Consider the following 17,424-nt stretch of genomic DNA (forward strand, 5'->3'; position numbering starts at 1 on the left):
CATGACCCTCTCGTCCAAATTGCTTCGCCGCCACGCCGCGCATATCCTTGCCACCCCAATTCTCGTCGCGGGCCTTTTGTCCGGCACAGGCCTTTCTGTTGCCGTTGCGCAGGAGACGCACGTTTCCATCACCGCCGCAGCCTATGGCGCCACGCGGCAGCTTCAGGTCGAACTCAACAAGACGGTGCTGATTGACCTGCCGGCAGGCGCCGCCGAGGTGATAGTTTCTCAGCCGTCTGTCGCTGCGGCAATCATGCGTTCCCGTACCCGGGCATTGGTTCAAGGCGTTACCGGTGGCGACACCAATATTTTCTTCATTGATGACAATGGCCAGACCATTCAGGTGCTCGATGTCAAGGTTACGGAACAGCCGTCTCAGGTTGGTAATGCCCTGCAACTGGCGCTCGCACGCATCATTCCCGGCTCCAATATCCGCGTTGAATCGGTAACCCTGGGCGGTGATACCAATCGCGTCGTGTTGACCGGCAATGTGTTGTCAGCTGAAGACCGAGATCGGGCGGGCGAGGTCGCTACGCAGTTCGCAGGATCTGTGACAAATGTCGCCAACATTCTCGACATTTCCGGCTCCCAGCAAGTCATGCTCCAGGTCACCGTGTCCGAGGTCAAACGCTCTATTGCCAAGCAGTTTGGCATCAACCTGGCTGCGGCGTTCAATGTCGGCACCACCAACCTGCTAAGCTTGGTCAACCTGATGAAGGATGGCGAGATCCCGCATGGCGCCAATTTCAGCTCGACGTCGAATGGTACATCGGTCTCCGCCGCAATCCGCGCGCTTGAGGCGAATGGTGCATTGCGCGTTCTGGCGCAGCCAACGCTGACGGCCATTTCCGGCCAGGAGGCGACTTTCCTGGCAGGTGGCGAACTGCCCTATTCCACCTTCGATGAGGATGACGCCGGTAAGCTGGTCAGGAAAATCGAGTTCAAGCCTTACGGTGTGGAGCTGGCCTTTACCCCGGTAGTCAAGTCCAACGGCAGCATCGGCCTGACCGTCAAGACCTCGGTCTCCGAACCGCAGGCCGACATGTCGATCACCAAGCGCGAGGCCGGCACTTCGGTCGAATTGCCGAGCGGCACCACGCTGTCGATTGGCGGCCTGCTCGAAGAGCGCACCAGCACCCAGATCGAACAGTTCCCATGGCTGGGTGATATCCCTATCCTGGGCGCCCTGTTCCGCTCCCGCGATTTCCGGACCGATCAAACCGAACTGGTCATCTTGGTCACGCCCTATCTGGTCGCACCGAGCCCCGCCAACACCATACCCGTACCAACGGACACCTCCACCGCTGCCACCGATGCCGAAGGTATTTTCCTGGGTCGCCTGGAAAATATGTACGGCGTCGGCCAGACCGGCGAAATGCGTGGCAGCTTCAGTGGTTCTGTCGGCTTCGTCCTCGACTGAGGTCAGGCGTCAAGGAGAGTTCGTCTAATGAGTTTCCTGTCTTCAGACCCCCGGAAGGCCGAAGAGCCCGCAGCCGACATCGCCTCGGGTGCGCGCCTCATTCCGCGCATTACCATTCAGGCTTTCTGCGAGCATTCCCAGACTGCCCAGCTGGTCGAAAGCGCCATCCATGATCGGCGCATGTCCAAGGTTGCCCTGACCACCCACAATGGTGGCATCGACGGCGCCGTCGAGACCTACAAGTCCAACCCGACGCCGAACCTCATTATCGTCGAGACCAACCTGACCCCGGAAGAAATTCCGGGCGCACTCGTGCGCCTCGCCGAAGTTTGCGATGCCTCGACGCGGGTTGTCGTGCTGGGCCATGTCAACGATGTGCTGCTCTATCGCGAGCTCATCCGCTCGGGCATTTCCGAATACATCGTTCTGCCGGCGACGGCCCAGCAGATTGTCGGCGCCATCACCGACCTTTTCGCTTCCGAGAATTCTGCCCCGATCGGGCGCACTGTGGGCTTCGTCTCCGCCAAGGGTGGCGCCGGTGGCTCGACCGTTTCGCACAACGTCGCCTGGGCCATCGCGACTGCGCTCCGCCAGGACAGCCTGATCGTCGATATGGACCTGGCCTTTGGCACTGCCGGCCTCAACTTTAACCAAGATCCTCCGCACGGCCTGGCCGATGCGCTGCAGGCCAGCCAGAAGGTCGATCAGACCATGCTGGATCGCCTGATGAGCAAGGCGGCCAACCATATCAACCTGCTGACCGCGCCGGTGACGCTCGACCGTACCTATGATTTCGAGGAGCGCGAGTTCGAGCAGATCCTCGAATTGTGCCAAAACACCATGCCCATCGTGGTGCTCGACATTCCCCATGCCTGGAATGCCTGGGTGCGCCAGACGCTGGCCACGGTCGATGAAGTGGTGATCGTCGCCGAGCCCGACCTGGCCAATCTGCGCAATGCCAAGAACCTCGCCGACACCATCCGTGCGCTGCGCCCCGCCGAAAGCGCACCGTGCCTCGTCCTCAACAAGGTAGCGATGCCGCGCCGCCCCGAAATCAACCCTGCGGAATTCGCCAGCTCCGTCGAGTGCCTGCTGCTCGGGCAGGTGCCGTTCGACGCTGCTCTCTTTGGTACCGCAGCCAATAACGGCCAGATGATCGCCGAGGTCGCGGCCAACAACAAGATCAACGATGTCTATCGCGCCATCAGCATGCATGTAACGGGGCGGCAGGTATCCCATTCGAGCGGCAAATCATCAAGCTTGATGAAGCTGCCTTCATTCCTCAAAAAACGAGCCTGATAGCGCTCGCGACCTCGCGACAACAAGCAGATGGAGCCGGTGATTTGATCGCGTCAAATCGTATCCGGCTCTAGAACGGTAGGATAAAATGTTCGGCAAGCGCACAACTTTTGGCGGCAATACCCCGGGCGTCGGCGAAATTGCGCGCCCGATTGCCAGCCCCGCCCGTGCCGAACCAGCCGCTGCGTCCCGCCGCACCAGCGATAATGACGGCATGGCCAGCCGCATTCGCAGCAATGAAGATGTGGTCGATGTCCGCGCCCCAGCCGATTCCGCGCGCGACAAGGAATACTTCCAGACCAAATCGGCGATCTTCAACGCGCTGATCGACTCTATCGACCTCAGCCAGCTTGCGACCATGGACCAGGACGCGGCGCGCGAGGAAATTCGCGATATCGTCGCCGAAATCATCGCGCTTAAATCCATCATCATGTCGATTTCCGAGCAGGAAGACCTGCTCGAGGATATCTGCAACGACGTGCTGGGTTATGGCCCGCTCGAACCCCTGCTGGCGCGTGACGACATCTCGGACATCATGGTGAACGGCAGCCAGAAATGCTACATTGAGGTCGCCGGCAAGGTGCGCCTTACCAATGTGCGCTTCCGCGACGACGCCCACCTGATGAACGTCTGCCAGCGCATCGTCAGCCAGGTCGGCCGCCGCGTCGATGAAAGCTCCCCGATCTGCGACGCCCGCCTTCCCGATGGTTCGCGCGTCAACGTCATCGCGCCACCCCTCGCCATCGACGGTGCCGCGCTCACCATTCGTAAGTTCAAGAAGGACAAGCTGACCCTGCAGCAGCTCGTCAAGTACAATTCCATTTCGCCCGAAGGCGCCGAAGTGCTGCGCATCCTTGGTCGCGTCCGCGCCAATGTGCTGATTTCAGGTGGTACCGGCTCGGGCAAGACCACGCTGCTCAATTGTCTCACCGCCTTCATCGAGAAGGACGAACGCGTCATCACCTGCGAAGACTCGGCCGAATTGCAGCTCCAGCAGCCACATGTGGTGCGTCTCGAAACCCGTCCGCCCAATCTGGAGGGGGAAGGCGAGATCACCATGCGCGATCTCATCAAGAACTGCCTGCGCATGCGTCCCGAACGGATTATCGTCGGCGAAGTCCGTGGCCCCGAAAGCTTCGATCTGCTCCAGGCAATGAATACCGGCCATGACGGCTCGATGGGCACGCTGCACGCCAACAGCCCGCGCGAAGCTCTGTCGCGTCTTGAATCCATGATCACCATGGGCGGCTACAGCCTGCCCAGCCGCACCATTCGCGAGATGATCACCTCGTCGATCGACGTCGTGGTGCAGGCCGCGCGCCTGCGTGACGGTTCGCGCCGCATCACCCACATCACCGAAATCCTGGGCATGGAAGGCGATGTCATCGTGACCCAGGATATCTTTGTCTATGACATCATGGGCGAAGACAGCAACGGCATGCTGATGGGCAAGCACCGCTCCACCGGCATCACCAAGCCGCAGTTCGCCGAGCGTGCCCGCTACTTCAACGAAGAAGCCAACCTGATCGAGGCACTCGAAAAGTCCAACACCGAGCATCACCAGTTGCTGGATTCGTAGATGACCACCATCTTCCTCATCGTCCTTGCCATGGTCGCAGTCGGTGCTGCCGGCTTTGCGCTGGTTCCCTCAGCTCTAGGCAGCGGCCGCGCCCAAAAGCGCCGCAAGGCTTTGCAGGGCGATATCCGGGTCAACCGGCTGGAAGTCGACGCGGCGCGCAATCGTGACGAGCGTCGCAAGAGCGTCACGCTGGCGCTCAAGTCGCAGACCGCTTCGCTCAACGCCAAGAAGCGCCTGACCCTGCCGCAGATGCTGTTTCAGGCCGGCATGACCATCAAGCCAGGCGTCTTCATCCGCAACAGCATCATTTTCGGCGTCGTGGTGCTGGTCATTCTTGTGCTGCTGCAGGTGCCGATCTATCTCGCACCGGTGTTCGCCCTGGCCGCGGCCTATTTGCTGCCGCGCATGTGGGTCAAGCGCAAGCGCAAGAAATACCAGAGCCTGTTCCTCGACGAATTGCCCAACGCGGTTGAAGCCATCGTGCGTGGCGTCAAGACAGGCCTTCCCCTCAACGATTCCATCCGCGTCGTGGCCAAGGATGCCAAGGAACCGGTGCGTTCCGAATTTGCCCGTGTGCTCGATCAACAGGCTTTCGGCATGTCGATGAGCGAGGCGGTCGGCGTGTTGCTGGATCGCGTGCCGGTCTCCGAGGTCAACTTCTTTGTCGTGGTTATCACCGTACAGCAGCAGTCGGGCGGCAATCTCAGCGAAGCGCTGGGCAACCTCGCCAAAGTCCTGCGCAACCGCAAGAAGATGAAGCAGAAGATCAAGGCCATGTCCTCCGAGGCCAAGGCGTCGGCAAGCATTATCGGCTCACTGCCTTTCGTTGTCGGCACACTGGTCAGCGTCGTATCCCCCGCCTATCTGGGACCACTGTTTTTCACCCCGCTCGGTCAGGTGTGGCTCGGCGTCGGCGTGTTCATGCTGGCATTCGGCATCTTCGTCATGAACCGCATGGTTCAGTTCGAATACTGATCGGAGATCGCAATGAACATCTTCGCGCTTCTGACCCAGCGGGAATTCCTGATCTCCGTGCTTGCCGCAGTTTCGGCGGCTGCTGTGGTTTTCACCTTCGGCACCAGCTTCATCGTCAAGTCGCAGTTGAAGGACCGCATCAAGCGCGTTGCGCTGGAGCGTGAGAAAATGCGCGCCGAGGAAATGGCCCGCCTTCGCGGTGCGGTCGTCACCGATAGCCGTGGTATCCGGCGCAGCGGCGAAACCAAGACCTATATGAAGAATGTCGTCGAACGCTTCGATCTCAAGAAGGCGTTCCAGGACGATGCGACTGTCGACAAGCTGGCCATGGCTGGCTACCGCGGGCAGGGCCACCTGACCACGTTTCTGTTCGCGCGCCTCGCAACGCCGATCACCATCTTCCTTGTTGCAGCATTCTACCTGCTGGTGCTGGCGCCCGGTGGCCGGCCGCTATACCTCAACCTCACTTATGCCATCGGCGGGGCGCTGGTTGGCGCCTACCTTCCCACGGTGATGCTCAAGAACACCACCAGCAAGCGCCAGTTCTCGATCAAGCGTGCCTGGCCAGATTGCCTCGATTTGATGCTTCTCTGCGTCGAGTCCGGCATGTCGGTCGAACACGCGTTCAAACGCGTCGCCAATGAAATCGGCACGCAGAGCATCGAGCTTGCCGAAGAGCTGACCCTGACCACGGCGGAACTGTCGTTCCTCGAAGACCGCGGCCGAGCCTATAATAATCTGGGGCGCCGCACCGGTCTCGATGGCGTGAAATCGGTGATGACCGCCCTCATCCAGGCAGATCGTTACGGTACCTCCGTCGGCCAGGCCCTGCGCGTCATGGCCGAAGAAGGCCGCGAAATGCGCATGATGGATGCGGAGAAAAAGGCCGCGTCGCTGCCACCCAAGATGACAGTGCCGCTGATCCTGTTCTTCCTGCCGGTGCTGTTCATCGTCATCATCGCACCCGCAATGATCAAGGTCTTCGGCGGCCCCGTCGCCAGCACCGTCGGCGGCGGTTGATACTCCCCTGCAATTACAACAAGATCGCCGCGCAAAACGGATTTCCGTTGCGCGGCAATGATAACGCGATGCTTGGAAGTCGGAGGACAGCCTAGCTCTTGGCGATCATGTCCCAGCGGTTCTGCTGTGTCAGCAGCGACCGGACATAGGCCATGTTGCTGTCGACCTGCTCGGGCGGTAGTTCCGCCGCATAGAGCGCGCGGCATTCATCAAAGCGCCCCTGCAGCCCGACGACCAGCGCCAGGTTCTGCCGGATCCGGCTGGTGGCGCCCTGCATCTGGACTGCCCGACGCAGATGCTGCTCGGCAGCCGGCAATTCACTGGTCATAGCGTAGGAGAGGCCCATATTGGCCTCGATCGAGGCCTCGCCGGGTGCAAACACCAATGCCTGCGTATAAAGCACGCGCGCCTCGGCATTGCGCCCCAATTGGTCGAGCGTTGCGCCCTTGACCAGCAACGCATTCCAGTCCGGCGCCTCAGGGCGGATCACATTGTCCAGTACCTGCAGCGATTGCTCGAACCGGCCTTCGGCAGTCAGGGCCTTGGCGTAGGCGACATTGACGTCAGCGTCCCGCGGATATTGGCTCATGCTGATTTCCAGCACGGCAACTGCCTGTTGGCTCTGCCCCACGGCCCGCAGCGCCGCCGCGTATTGAATGGCGACGCCCTTGTCCTTCGGGTTGTTCTTGTAGCGCGCTGTGAGTTCTCCCAGCGTCTGCTGGCTTTGGCCCGCCGCCATGCCCGAATAATCCGGCGATGGCATGCGATTGCTGGCACAGGCACTGATCGCCACTACAGCCACACCGGCAAGCAACAGACTGCGCAAGGGCTTGATAAAGTGGGTCAGCGTTGTCACGGGCAACTCCTCGGGCCAGTCGGCACCGTCACCGATGAAATAAATCATTAACCCTAACACCCAGTTAAAGTAGGGTTTGAGGAGCGTTGCCGCCACTCTGCCGGGTCGCTTGTCGGGGTCTTTTGAGACCAACCGGATTGTCAATTCAGTCAGGCAGAGCTGGAATTTGGAAATTCCTCAAGGCCATATCCAGTAACGGAGCGCCTGCCGAAAGGGACCTCGCTTAGCCGCCTCCTCTGACAACCATCAACATGATGACCAGCTGTAGCCGGTGCCCGAGGATAATATGGCTAACCCAAACAAGACTTCATCACCTCGTTGATCGCTGCTGGCGCCAGGGAGTTTGCACTGCAACGGGTCGGAGGCCTTAGTCGCCGAGCGGCAGCAGAACTCGCAAGGGAGTGTGCCACCAAGAAAGAAACGGCCGCAGTCACCGAGAAGCTCCAGACCAGTATTCGCTTGCCGACCGACAAAGCGGCATATGCGATTGCACTGGCGCAGTGCCTCGCTCCTTACTACCCCACCATTGAGGACCTAACGTCCTCAATGGCTTTCTTGCTGATGGGGCCAGACCGCTTTTTCGACGGCTACTCTTTGATCCCAAAGCCCTAGACGCCTATATCGCCGGGCAGCGCTTGATCGCCTGAGCCAAACTTGTGCATATTCTGTGTATGATCACGAAGTGGGCAACTTGGCGCAGTTTTGAGCCATTCTGATCTGCGCCGCTTCAGCGGGCCGCGGCCGAGCCCTCACGTAAATCTTTGATACTTCAACCGAAACTGCAACGCGTCGCAGTTGGCACGCTTCGTGCAATGTCCGGTAGCGAAGGCGCTGCTCCCAAGACGGCCCTTTAATCGACGTCCAATGATGGGCGTCCCCAGGCAAAGCTGCCAACAGGTGCCGCATGGAGTCGCCAGACCATGCTGACCAGTTGGCGGCTTTTTTGTTTTTCCAATCGGTGCAGTGGAGAACTTGATGATGCAGACCACGACGACCCGCCGCAGCTTTCTAAAGGGCGCTACGGCCACCGCCGCAACGCTGATAGCGGCACGGACACTCTTCCCGTCCGGAGCCTTTGCCCAGGGAGCAGGTCCGGAAGTGACGGGCGCGAAGCTGGGCTTTATCGCCCTGACCGATTCCTCGCCTCTGATCATTGCCCTCGAAAAGGGCTTTTACGCCAAACATGGCGTGCCCGATGTCGAAGTGATGAAGCAGGCCTCCTGGGGCGCCACGCGCGACAATCTGGTGCTTGGCGGCGCCGCCAATGGCATCGATGGCGCCCATATCCTCACCCCCATGCCCTATCTCATGAGCCTGGGCACGGTGACCGGCGGCACGCCCGTGCCGATGTCCATCATTGCCCGCCTCAACCTCGACGCGCAGGCGATCTCGGTCAGCCAGGCTTACAAGGATGCCGGCGTTGGCCTCGACTCCAGCCCGCTCAAGGCGATCTTCGCCGAGCGCAAGGCCGCCGGCGAGGAAGTCAATGTCGCCATGACCTTCCCCGGCGGCACGCACGATATGTGGATCCGCTATTGGCTTGCTGCTGGCGGCATCGATCCCACCAAAGAGGTCTCGCTGATCACCGTGCCGCCGCCGCAGATGGTCGCCAACATGAAGGTCGGCACCATGGACGCGTTCTGCGTTGGCGAGCCGTGGAACGAGCAGCTGGTGAACCAGGGCGTCGGCTTCACCGCCGCAACCACCGGCGAGCTGTGGAAGGGCCATCCGGAAAAGGCGCTGAGCCTGCGCAATGAGTTCATCGAAGCCAACCCGGTGGCTACCCAGGCTATCCTCATGGCGGTGATGGAAGCGGCGCAATGGGCCGACGCCATCGAAAACAAGGAAGAGCTGGCGCAGATCCTCGGCAAGCGCAGCTGGTTCAACATACCGGCCGCTGACGTTGCCGGGCGCCTCAAGGGCGACATTAACTATGGCAATGGCCGCGTCGCCACCGCGACCGGGCTCGAAATGAAGTTCTGGAAGGACCATGCGTCCTACCCGTTCAAAAGCCACGACGCTTGGTTCCTCACCGAGAATATCCGCTGGGGCTATCTGCCGGGCTCCACCGAGATCACCGCCACGGTCGATCAGGTCAACCGCGAAGACATCTGGCGTGGCGCCGCTGCCGCGCTCGGCGTTGCTGCCGCCGACATTCCGGAAGGCACCTCGCGCGGGCCGGAAACCTTCTTTGACGGCAAGATCTTCGATCCGGCCAACCCGACTGCCTATCTCGATAGCCTCGCCATCAAGGCGATGGCCTGACCCAACGCGGTGCGGGGACCAATCCCCGCGCCCTTTCCGGCCTTGCCCCGAAAGGACACCTGATCATGACCGCCACCATCCAACGCCTCGTCACCCCGGCCACGCCCACGGTCCCTGCCAAGGCCGACGTCATCGCCTTGCCCAAGCCCGCCTCGCGCCCGAGTTCCTGGCAGAAGACGCTCGGGCACGTTGCCGCCAATGTCATTCCGCCGCTGGTGGTGATGGCGCTGGGCCTGTTCATCTGGGAAATCCTCTGCTCGACGCCGGGCGCCTCCCTGCCGGCCCCGAGCCGCATCTGGACGGAAGCCGCGGAGCTGATCTACAGCCCGTTCTTCGATTACGGCCAGGGCGATATCGGCCTTGGCTTGCGTGTCCTGACCTCGTTGCAGCGAGTGGCCATCGGCTTCGGCCTCGCCGCCGTCATCGGTGTCATGGTCGGCGCGCTGATCGGACAGTCGATCTGGGCGATGCGAGGGCTCGACCCGATCTTCCAGATCCTGCGCACCGTGCCACCACTGGCCTGGCTGCCGTTGTCGCTGGCCGCCTTCATGGATGCGGCACCCTCGGCAATCTTTGTGATCTTCATCACCTCGGTCTGGCCGGTGCTCATCAACACTGCTGTCGGCGTGCGCAATATCCCGCAGGACTATCACAACGTCGCGCGCATACTTCAGCTCAACCAGCTCGAATTCTTCTTCAAGATCATGATCCCGGCGGCAGCGCCCTATATCTTCACCGGCCTGCGCATCGGCATAGGCCTCAGCTGGCTGGCTATCGTCGCGGCTGAAATGCTGACCGGCGGCGTGGGCATAGGCTTCTTCATCTGGGATGCGTGGAACAGCTCGCGCCTCTCCGACATCATCGTGGCGCTGGCCTATATCGGACTGGTTGGGTTCATCCTCGACAAGCTCGTATCGGCCATCGGCGCCTTCGTCACCCGCGGCACATCGGCCAACTGAGGATGCCAGCCATGACTTATCTCAAGATCGAAAATGTCGACAAGCACTTCGACCGCGGCGGCGTGCGCTCCGAGGTCCTCAAGGATGTCAGCCTCGATATCGCCCAGGGCGAGGTGATCTCGATCATCGGCCATTCCGGTTGCGGCAAATCCACCCTGCTCAACCTGATTGCCGGCCTGACCGAAGTCTCCTCCGGCGGCATCCAGCTCGAAGGCCGCGAGGTCAACGGTCCTGGCCCGGAGCGCGCCGTGGTGTTCCAGAACCACTCGCTGCTGCCCTGGCTGACGGTCTATGAAAACGTCAATCTTGCCGTCGCCAAGGTGTTCGGCCGCAGCAAGACCGGCGCCGAACGCCATCACTGGATCATGCAGAACCTCGACCTGGTGCAGATGAGCCACGCCAAGGACAAGCGCCCGACTGAGATTTCCGGCGGTATGAAGCAGCGTGTCGGCATCGCCCGAGCCCTGGCCATGCAGCCCAAGATCCTGCTGCTCGACGAGCCCTTCGGCGCGCTCGACGCCCTCACCCGCGCCCACCTGCAGGATGCCGTCATGGATATCCAGAAGCGCCTGGGTTCGACCATGATCATGATCACCCACGACGTCGACGAGGCGGTGCTGCTCTCCGACCGCATCGTGATGATGAGCAACGGCCCTTCCGCCAGGATCGGCGAGGTGCTGGACGTACCGCTGGAACGCCCCCGCAACCGCATCGAGCTCGCAAGCGATCGCACCTACCTTAAATGCCGCGAGGCGGTGCTGAAATTCCTTTACGAGCGCCACCGCTTCGTTGAAGCCGGTTGAGGACTGACCATGACCGAAAAACTCGTCATCATCGGCAACGGCATGGCCCCCGGCCGCGCCCTCGAAAAGCTCTTCGAGACCGATCCGGGCCGCTACAGCGTCACCATTTTCAACGCCGAGCCGCGCGTCAACTACGACCGCATCATGCTTTCGCCGGTGCTGTCGGGTGAAAAGTCCTTCGAGGACATCATCATCCATGGCGATCATTGGTACGTCGAAAACCAAATCCTGCTCTACAAGGGGCACAAGGTCGTCGAGATCGATCGCGAGAACCGTATCGTGCGCTCCGAACAGGGCGCGACCGCAGAATATGACAAGCTGATCATAGCCACCGGCTCGGTGCCGTTCATCATTCCGGTGCCCGGACACAAACTTGCCGGCGTGCTGACCTACCGCGATCTCGATGACGTTCACGCCATGATGCTGGCAGCCAAGGCACGCGGCCATGCCGTCGTCATCGGCGGCGGCCTGCTCGGCCTCGAAGCGGCCGCAGGGCTGATCAACCAAGGCATGTCGGTCACGGTTCTTCACGTTAATCCGACCCTGATGGAGCGCCAGCTCGATCCGGCCGCGGGTTATCTGCTGCAGCGCGAGCTTGAACGCCGCGGCATCCAGGTCATCACCAAGGCCAACACCAGGGAAATCCTTGGCACCGACCGTGTCGAAGCTGTGTTGCTCGATGACGGTACGCGCATCAAGGCCGATATCGTCATCATGGCCGTGGGCATCCGCCCGAACGGGGCGCTCGCCAGGGAAGCCGGCCTCGCGGTCAATCGCGGCATCGTCGTCACCGACCAGATGCAGACCTCGGACCCGGCCGTTTATGCGCTGGGCGAGTGCGCCGAAGTCGGCGGCACCTGCTATGGCCTCGTCGCGCCGCTTTACCAGCAGGCCAATATCGTCGCGGCCCATCTCGGCGGCGACCACGGCGCCACCTTCGTGCCGCAATACACCGCAACGCGCCTCAAGGTGACCGGCATCGACCTCTATTCGGTCGGTGATTTCGGCGAGGGCGAGGACCGCGAGGAAATCGTGCTGCGTGACGCCACGGCCGGCGTCTACAAGCGCCTGATCCTGCGCGACGAAAAAATCATTGGCGCCGTGCTCTATGGCGAGACTGCTGACGGCCCGTGGTTCTTCGACATGCTCAAGAACCAGACCGATACCCGCGCCATGCGCGACACGCTTATCTTTGGACATGCCTATCAGGGGGGCTCCCCCCTGGACCCTATGGCGGCCGTTGCAGCATTGCCGGATGAGGCAGAGATTTGCGGCTGCAACGGCGTGTGCAAGGGCAAGATCACAGGTGCCATCACCGCCAAGGGCCTGACCACCCTAGACGGCGTTCGCGCCCACACCAAGGCCTCGGCCTCATGCGGTTCCTGCACGGGCCTCGTCGAACAACTGCTCCACGCGACGCTGGGCGATGGCTATAGCCCCGCTGCCGTGCCGCCGATGTGCGCCTGCACCGAGTTGGGCCATGACGACGTCCGCCGCCTGATCATCGCCAAGTCGCTGAAGTCCATTCCGCAGGTGATGCAGGAGCTGGAGTGGAAAACCTCCTGCGGCTGCGCCAAGTGCCGGCCGGCGCTGAACTACTATCTCGTCGCCGATTGGCCGGGTGAGTACGAGGACGATGGCCAGTCGCGCTTCATCAACGAACGCGTCCACGCCAATATTCAGAAGGACGGCACCTATTCGGTGGTGCCGCGCATGTGGGGTGGCATGACCAGTCCCAAGGAATTGCGCGCCATTGCCGACGTCGCCGACAAGTTCGCCATTCCGGCGGTCAAGGTTACCGGCGGCCAGCGCATCGATCTGCTCGGAGTGAAGAAAGAGGATCTTCCCGCAGTGTGGGCCGATCTCAATGCCGCCGGCATGGTCTCGGGCGCCGCCTATGCCAAGGGATTGCGCACTGTAAAGACCTGCGTCGGCTCGGACTGGTGTCGCTTTGGCACCCAGGATTCGACCGGCTTCGGTATCCGGCTCGAAAAGTTCATGTGGGGCGCCTGGACCCCGGCCAAGCTCAAGCTCGCGGTATCGGGCTGCCCGCGCAACTGCGCCGAGGCGACCTGCAAGGACATCGGCGTGATCTGCGTCGACAGTGGTTACGACATCCATTTTGCTGGCGCCGCGGGCCTCGACATCAAGGGCACCGAACTGCTGTGCCACGCCGACAGCGAAGACGAGGCGCTCGAGATTATCGTCGCGCTGACTCAGCTGTATCGCGAGCAGGGCCGCTATCTCGAGCGCATCTACAAATGGGCCAAGCGGGTCGGCACGCCTTCCATTTTGGCCAATGTCGTCACCGATCTCGACAAGCGGCGCGCCTATTACGACCGCTTTGTCTTCTCGCAGACCTTTGCCCAGATCGACCCGTGGGAAGAACGCGTCAACGGCAAGGATGCCCATGAATTTGCCGCCATGTCCGAATTCGGCATGCCGGTGGCGGCGGAATGATGACGATGACCAACCTTTTTTACCTTTCCCTCTGGGGGAGAGGTCGACGCGCAGCGTCGGGTGAGGGGGCCTTCCTCACACGCACGAAATGCCTTTCCGCAAAGGATCACTGGCAATGACCAACTGGATCGAAATCGGCAACATCAATGCCATTCCGCGCCGCGGCGCCCGTTGCGTCAATACGCCCTCCGGCAAGATCGCAGTCTTCCGCACGCAGGAAGACCAGATCTTCGCCATGGAAAACCGCTGCCCGCACCGCAACGGCCCGCTCAGCGAAGGCATCGTGCATGGGGCATCGGTCACCTGCCCGCTGCATAACTGGGTCTTCGACCTGACCACGGGCAAGGCACTCGGCGCCGATGTCGGCGGGGTCCGCACCTTTCCCATCGACGTGGTCGATGGCCGCATCTTCATCGCGTCAGAAGTCCTGGCCGTGGCGGCGGAATGAACCAGCCCGTCACCAGCACCGTCGTCCGCACAACCTGCCCCTATTGCGGGGTTGGCTGCGGGGTGCTGGCGACGCCGCAACCCGACGGGTCGGTCTCCATTGCGGGAGATCCCGATCACCCGGCCAATTTCGGCAGGCTCTGCTCAAAGGGTTCGGCGCTGGGCGAGACTCTCTCCCTCGATGGCCGCCTGCTTTACCCCGAAAGCGATGGCGCCAGAGTCACCTGGGACCAAGCGCTCGACCGCGTCGCCAACACGTTCAAGCAAGCCATCGCCGACTATGGGCCAGATTCGGTGGCCATCTACGGCTCGGGCCAGCTCCTCACCGAGGACTATTACGTCGCCAACAAGCTGATGAAAGGCTTCATCGGCTCGGCCAATATGGATACCAATTCGCGCCTCTGCATGGCCTCGTCTGTGGCCGGGCACAAGCGCGCCTTCGGGTCCGATACCGTTCCCGGCAATTACGAAGATCTCGAACTGGCCGACCTGATCGTGCTGGTCGGCAGCAATCTCGGCTGGTGTCACCCGGTACTCTACCAGCGCATCGTCAGGGCCAAGGCCGAGCGTCCCAATATGCGCGTGGTGCTCATCGATCCGCGCCGGACGGTGAGTGCCGATATCGCCGACCTACATCTGGCGGTGCAGTCCGATGGCGACAGTGCCCTGTTTGTCGGACTGCTGGGTTACCTGGCCCGCACTGGCATCACGGCGCCCGATTTTATGGAAAACCACACGTCCGGCGCCGAAGCCGCGCTGCTGGTTGCCGAAGACTGGCCGGTCAGCCGCATCGCGGAAGTCACCGGCCTTTCCGAGAAGTCCGTCCAGCTCTTTTACGACTGGTTCGCCAAAACCGAAAAGACCGTCACCGTCTATTCGCAGGGCGTCAACCAGTCGTCCTCGGGCACCGACAAGGTCAATGCCATCATCAATTGCCACCTGCTGACCGGCCGCATCGGCAGGCCCGGAATGGGGCCCTTCTCGGTCACCGGCCAGCCCAATGCCATGGGCGGCCGCGAGGTCGGCGGGTTAGCCAATATCCTTGCCGCCCACATGGACTTCACCCCCGACGCCATCGACCGCGTCGGCCGCTTCTGGGGCAGCGACAACGTCGCGACCAAGCCCGGCCTCAAGGCAGTAGATCTCTTCGCCGCCATGGGGCGCGGCGAGATCAAGGCGGTCTGGATCATGGCCACCAACCCGGTCGATTCCATGCCCGAAGCCGACGCAGTGCGCGCGGCGCTCGCCGCCTGCCCCTTCGTCGTAGTTTCCGACATCTCCGACCGGACCGACACCGGCCGGACCGCGCATGTCCGCCTCCCGGCCGCCGGCTGGGGCGAAAAGGACGGCACCGTCACCAATTCGGAGCGCCGTATTTCGCGCCAGCGTCCCTTTCTTGCCCTGCCGGGGGAAGCTCGCCCCGATTGGTGGATCATCAAGGAAGTCGGCAACCGCATGGGCTTTGAGCATGGCTTTGCCTATTTCAGCCCCGCCGAGATTTTCGCCGAGCATGTCGCCCTGACGGCGTTCGAGAACCACGGCAGCCGCGACCTCGATCTGTCCGGCCTGGTCGGGGTTGATTATGCCAGCCTGCCGCCGACGCAGTGGCCGGTGCGGCACAAGCCCGCCGCCCGCATGTTCGGCGATGGCCACTTCTTCACCCCCGACGGCAAGGCTCGCTTCGTTCCCGTACTGCCGCCGCCACCCTTTGCGCCATTGCCGGGAACCTTCATCCTCAATACCGGCCGCGTGCGCGATCACTGGCACACCATGACGCGCACCGGCAAAACGCCGCGCCTCTCGGCGCACTATGCCGAGCCCTTTGTCGAAATCCATCCGGCCGACGCCGACCGGCTCAATATCCGCCCGGCCACGCTGGTGCAGTTGAGCAATCGCCACGCCAGTGCCGTGGTCCGCGCCCTGGTCACCGATCGCCAACGCCGCGGCCATCTTTTCGTGCCGATGCATTGGACCGACCAATTCGCCTCCAATGGCCGCATCGACGCACTGGTCACCGCCAAGGTCGACCCTTTCTCCGCCCAGCCCGCCCTCAAGATGGCCGAGGTGCATGCCGAACCGATCCATACCCGTCTCTACGGCTTCTTCGTTTCGGCCCAGCGCCCGATGCTCGATACCGGCTATTGGGCCGTCGCCGAAGCCATCGGCGGCATGCGTGGGGAACTGGCCTGGTTCGACGAAGCTGCCGATTGGGATGGTTGGCTGCGCAGTGCCTTTGCTTTGCCCGCTGGCGCCAGCGTGCAAAGCGTGCTCGACGCCCGTTCTGGCCGCCGCAGCTTCGCCGTGCTCGACAATGGCCGGCTCGTTGCCGCGCTCTACACGTCGCCCGATCCGGTGCTGGTATCGCGGCAATGGGCGGTTGGCCTCCTCACCGCCGAGAGCCTCAATGCCTCCACCGTGCTGGCTGGCCGCCCCGGCGCCGACATGCCCGATAGCGGCGCGATTGTCTGCTCATGCTTCTCAGTCGGCAGCAATACCATCGCCGCCGCCGTCACCGACCAAGGCTGCACGACTGTCGAAGCTGTAGGCGCCTGCACCAAGGCCGGCACCAATTGCGGCTCCTGCCGCGCCGAAATCCGGGGGATCATCGATGCACATCGTCTCGCCGCCGCCGAATAAAGCCCGCATCGCTCGGCTAGCCGTGATGCCCGCAACAGCTGCCAGCAGGAAGACATCAAGGCGATGATGCTTAGCCGCGCTGAGCAGGGCAAGCATGTGGTTCGGCAAAAATCGGGTGACCCGATGGTTTCCGTGCCGGGGAAGAGATCGAGATGCTTGAACGGCGCGGCATTGCCCTCAGTGCCGTCCCCGTAATCACTTCGGTTTTCGGCTTGGCGAGTCGGCTGGGCATCTCGCTGATCCACCCCGACCACGCCCACTCCGTTCGGTTCGTAGCCAATCACTCCCGGAAGGGCGTCCTGCCCATACGCTGAAATGGGGTGCGCTCGCCGATCCCAGCACCACAGCAGTGACGACATGTCTCGTCGGACACTCCCCTATATCGTCCAGCAATTGCACGCTCAGGGCATGAGCCTCGGCACCCCGTATCACTCTCGTCGTCTGCTATATGGCGTCCACACCTAAATGCCGACTGCCCGCTTTCCACCGCCGAGCCGCCGGTCTGCATTCGACCCCATGCACGAACCCGCTTCGCGGGAGGGTGCGGGCGGCGGGGTCTCGGTTTCATTATAAGCTATTGATCGAGCGGCAGCTGATCTGACCATGGAGTTCCCTTCAACGAGAGGAACTTGCCATGGCTACTCTATCGACCGAGGCTCCTACCAGGCCGCTTCGCCAGCGGATGCAGCAGGATATGCTGATGC

General features: G+C 62.1%; 13 protein-coding genes. 12 read left to right on the forward strand and 1 reads right to left on the reverse strand.

Annotated features, from left to right (window positions below; genetic code table 11):
- Nucleotide 1: 1 nt before the first annotated feature.
- The 5 genes from WH91_RS10605 (at nt 2) to WH91_RS10625 (ending at nt 6,293) form a co-directional block, all read left to right on the forward strand.
- Nucleotides 2–1,420 carry a type II and III secretion system protein family protein gene (locus WH91_RS10605; protein WP_052952743.1) on the forward strand — a complete coding sequence of 473 codons (1,419 nt, stop codon included), beginning with the start codon at nt 2–4 and terminating at the stop codon, nt 1,418–1,420.
- A 27-nt stretch (nt 1,421–1,447) separates the two neighbouring features.
- On the forward strand, nt 1,448–2,719 hold the full coding sequence (locus WH91_RS10610) for a CpaE/TadZ family protein (RefSeq protein ID WP_052952745.1): 1,272 nt from the start codon (nt 1,448–1,450) through the stop codon (nt 2,717–2,719).
- A gap of 88 nt (nt 2,720–2,807) precedes the next feature.
- Nucleotides 2,808–4,298, forward strand: a complete 1,491-nt coding sequence (locus WH91_RS10615) for a TadA family conjugal transfer-associated ATPase (RefSeq protein WP_046170985.1) — start codon at nt 2,808–2,810, stop codon at nt 4,296–4,298.
- On the forward strand, nt 4,299–5,273 hold the full coding sequence (locus tag WH91_RS10620) for a type II secretion system F family protein (RefSeq protein ID WP_046170986.1): 975 nt from the start codon (nt 4,299–4,301) through the stop codon (nt 5,271–5,273). It begins immediately after the preceding gene.
- Nucleotides 5,274–5,285: 12 nt separating this feature from the next.
- Nucleotides 5,286–6,293, forward strand: a complete 1,008-nt coding sequence (locus tag WH91_RS10625) for a type II secretion system F family protein (RefSeq protein ID WP_046170987.1) — start codon at nt 5,286–5,288, stop codon at nt 6,291–6,293.
- Nucleotides 6,294–6,384: 91 nt separating this feature from the next.
- Here WH91_RS10625 and WH91_RS10630 read toward each other — a convergent pair whose 3' ends face one another.
- Nucleotides 6,385–7,149: a tetratricopeptide repeat protein gene (locus WH91_RS10630; RefSeq protein WP_244542384.1), complete on the reverse strand. Its 765-nt coding sequence runs from the start codon at nt 7,147–7,149 to the stop codon at nt 6,385–6,387.
- 975 nt (nt 7,150–8,124) lie between these two features.
- Between WH91_RS10630 and WH91_RS10640 the strand changes: the two genes are divergently transcribed.
- The 7 genes from WH91_RS10640 (at nt 8,125) to WH91_RS24635 (ending at nt 17,034) form a co-directional block, all read left to right on the forward strand.
- On the forward strand, nt 8,125–9,414 hold the full coding sequence (locus WH91_RS10640; protein WP_046170989.1) for a CmpA/NrtA family ABC transporter substrate-binding protein: 1,290 nt from the start codon (nt 8,125–8,127) through the stop codon (nt 9,412–9,414).
- Nucleotides 9,415–9,479: 65 nt separating this feature from the next.
- A complete protein-coding gene (gene ntrB, locus WH91_RS10645) occupies nt 9,480–10,373 on the forward strand; it encodes a nitrate ABC transporter permease (RefSeq protein WP_046170990.1) in 894 nt (297 codons plus the stop codon).
- 11 nt (nt 10,374–10,384) lie between these two features.
- Nucleotides 10,385–11,176, forward strand: coding sequence for an ABC transporter ATP-binding protein (locus tag WH91_RS10650; protein WP_046171004.1), 792 nt, complete (start codon nt 10,385–10,387; stop codon nt 11,174–11,176).
- A gap of 9 nt (nt 11,177–11,185) precedes the next feature.
- The gene (gene nirB / locus WH91_RS10655; RefSeq protein ID WP_046170991.1) at nt 11,186–13,636 is read left to right on the forward strand and encodes a nitrite reductase large subunit NirB; all 2,451 of its coding nucleotides are present in this window, start codon (nt 11,186–11,188) and stop codon (nt 13,634–13,636) included.
- A gap of 115 nt (nt 13,637–13,751) precedes the next feature.
- Nucleotides 13,752–14,084 (forward strand): nitrite reductase small subunit NirD, encoded by a 333-nt coding sequence (gene nirD / locus WH91_RS10660; protein WP_046170992.1) that lies wholly within the window; start codon nt 13,752–13,754, stop codon nt 14,082–14,084.
- Nucleotides 14,081–16,720: a nitrate reductase gene (locus WH91_RS10665; protein WP_046170993.1), complete on the forward strand. Its 2,640-nt coding sequence runs from the start codon at nt 14,081–14,083 to the stop codon at nt 16,718–16,720. The genes nirD and WH91_RS10665 overlap by 4 nt, the downstream gene beginning before the upstream one ends.
- Nucleotides 16,721–16,872: 152 nt before the next feature.
- Nucleotides 16,873–17,034 (forward strand): hypothetical protein, encoded by a 162-nt coding sequence (locus tag WH91_RS24635; protein WP_158409552.1) that lies wholly within the window; start codon nt 16,873–16,875, stop codon nt 17,032–17,034.
- The last annotated feature ends 390 nt before the right edge of the window (nt 17,035–17,424 follow it).

Origin of the sequence: Devosia psychrophila (assembly GCF_000971275.1) — a bacterium.
GTDB lineage: Bacteria > Pseudomonadota > Alphaproteobacteria > Rhizobiales > Devosiaceae > Devosia > Devosia psychrophila.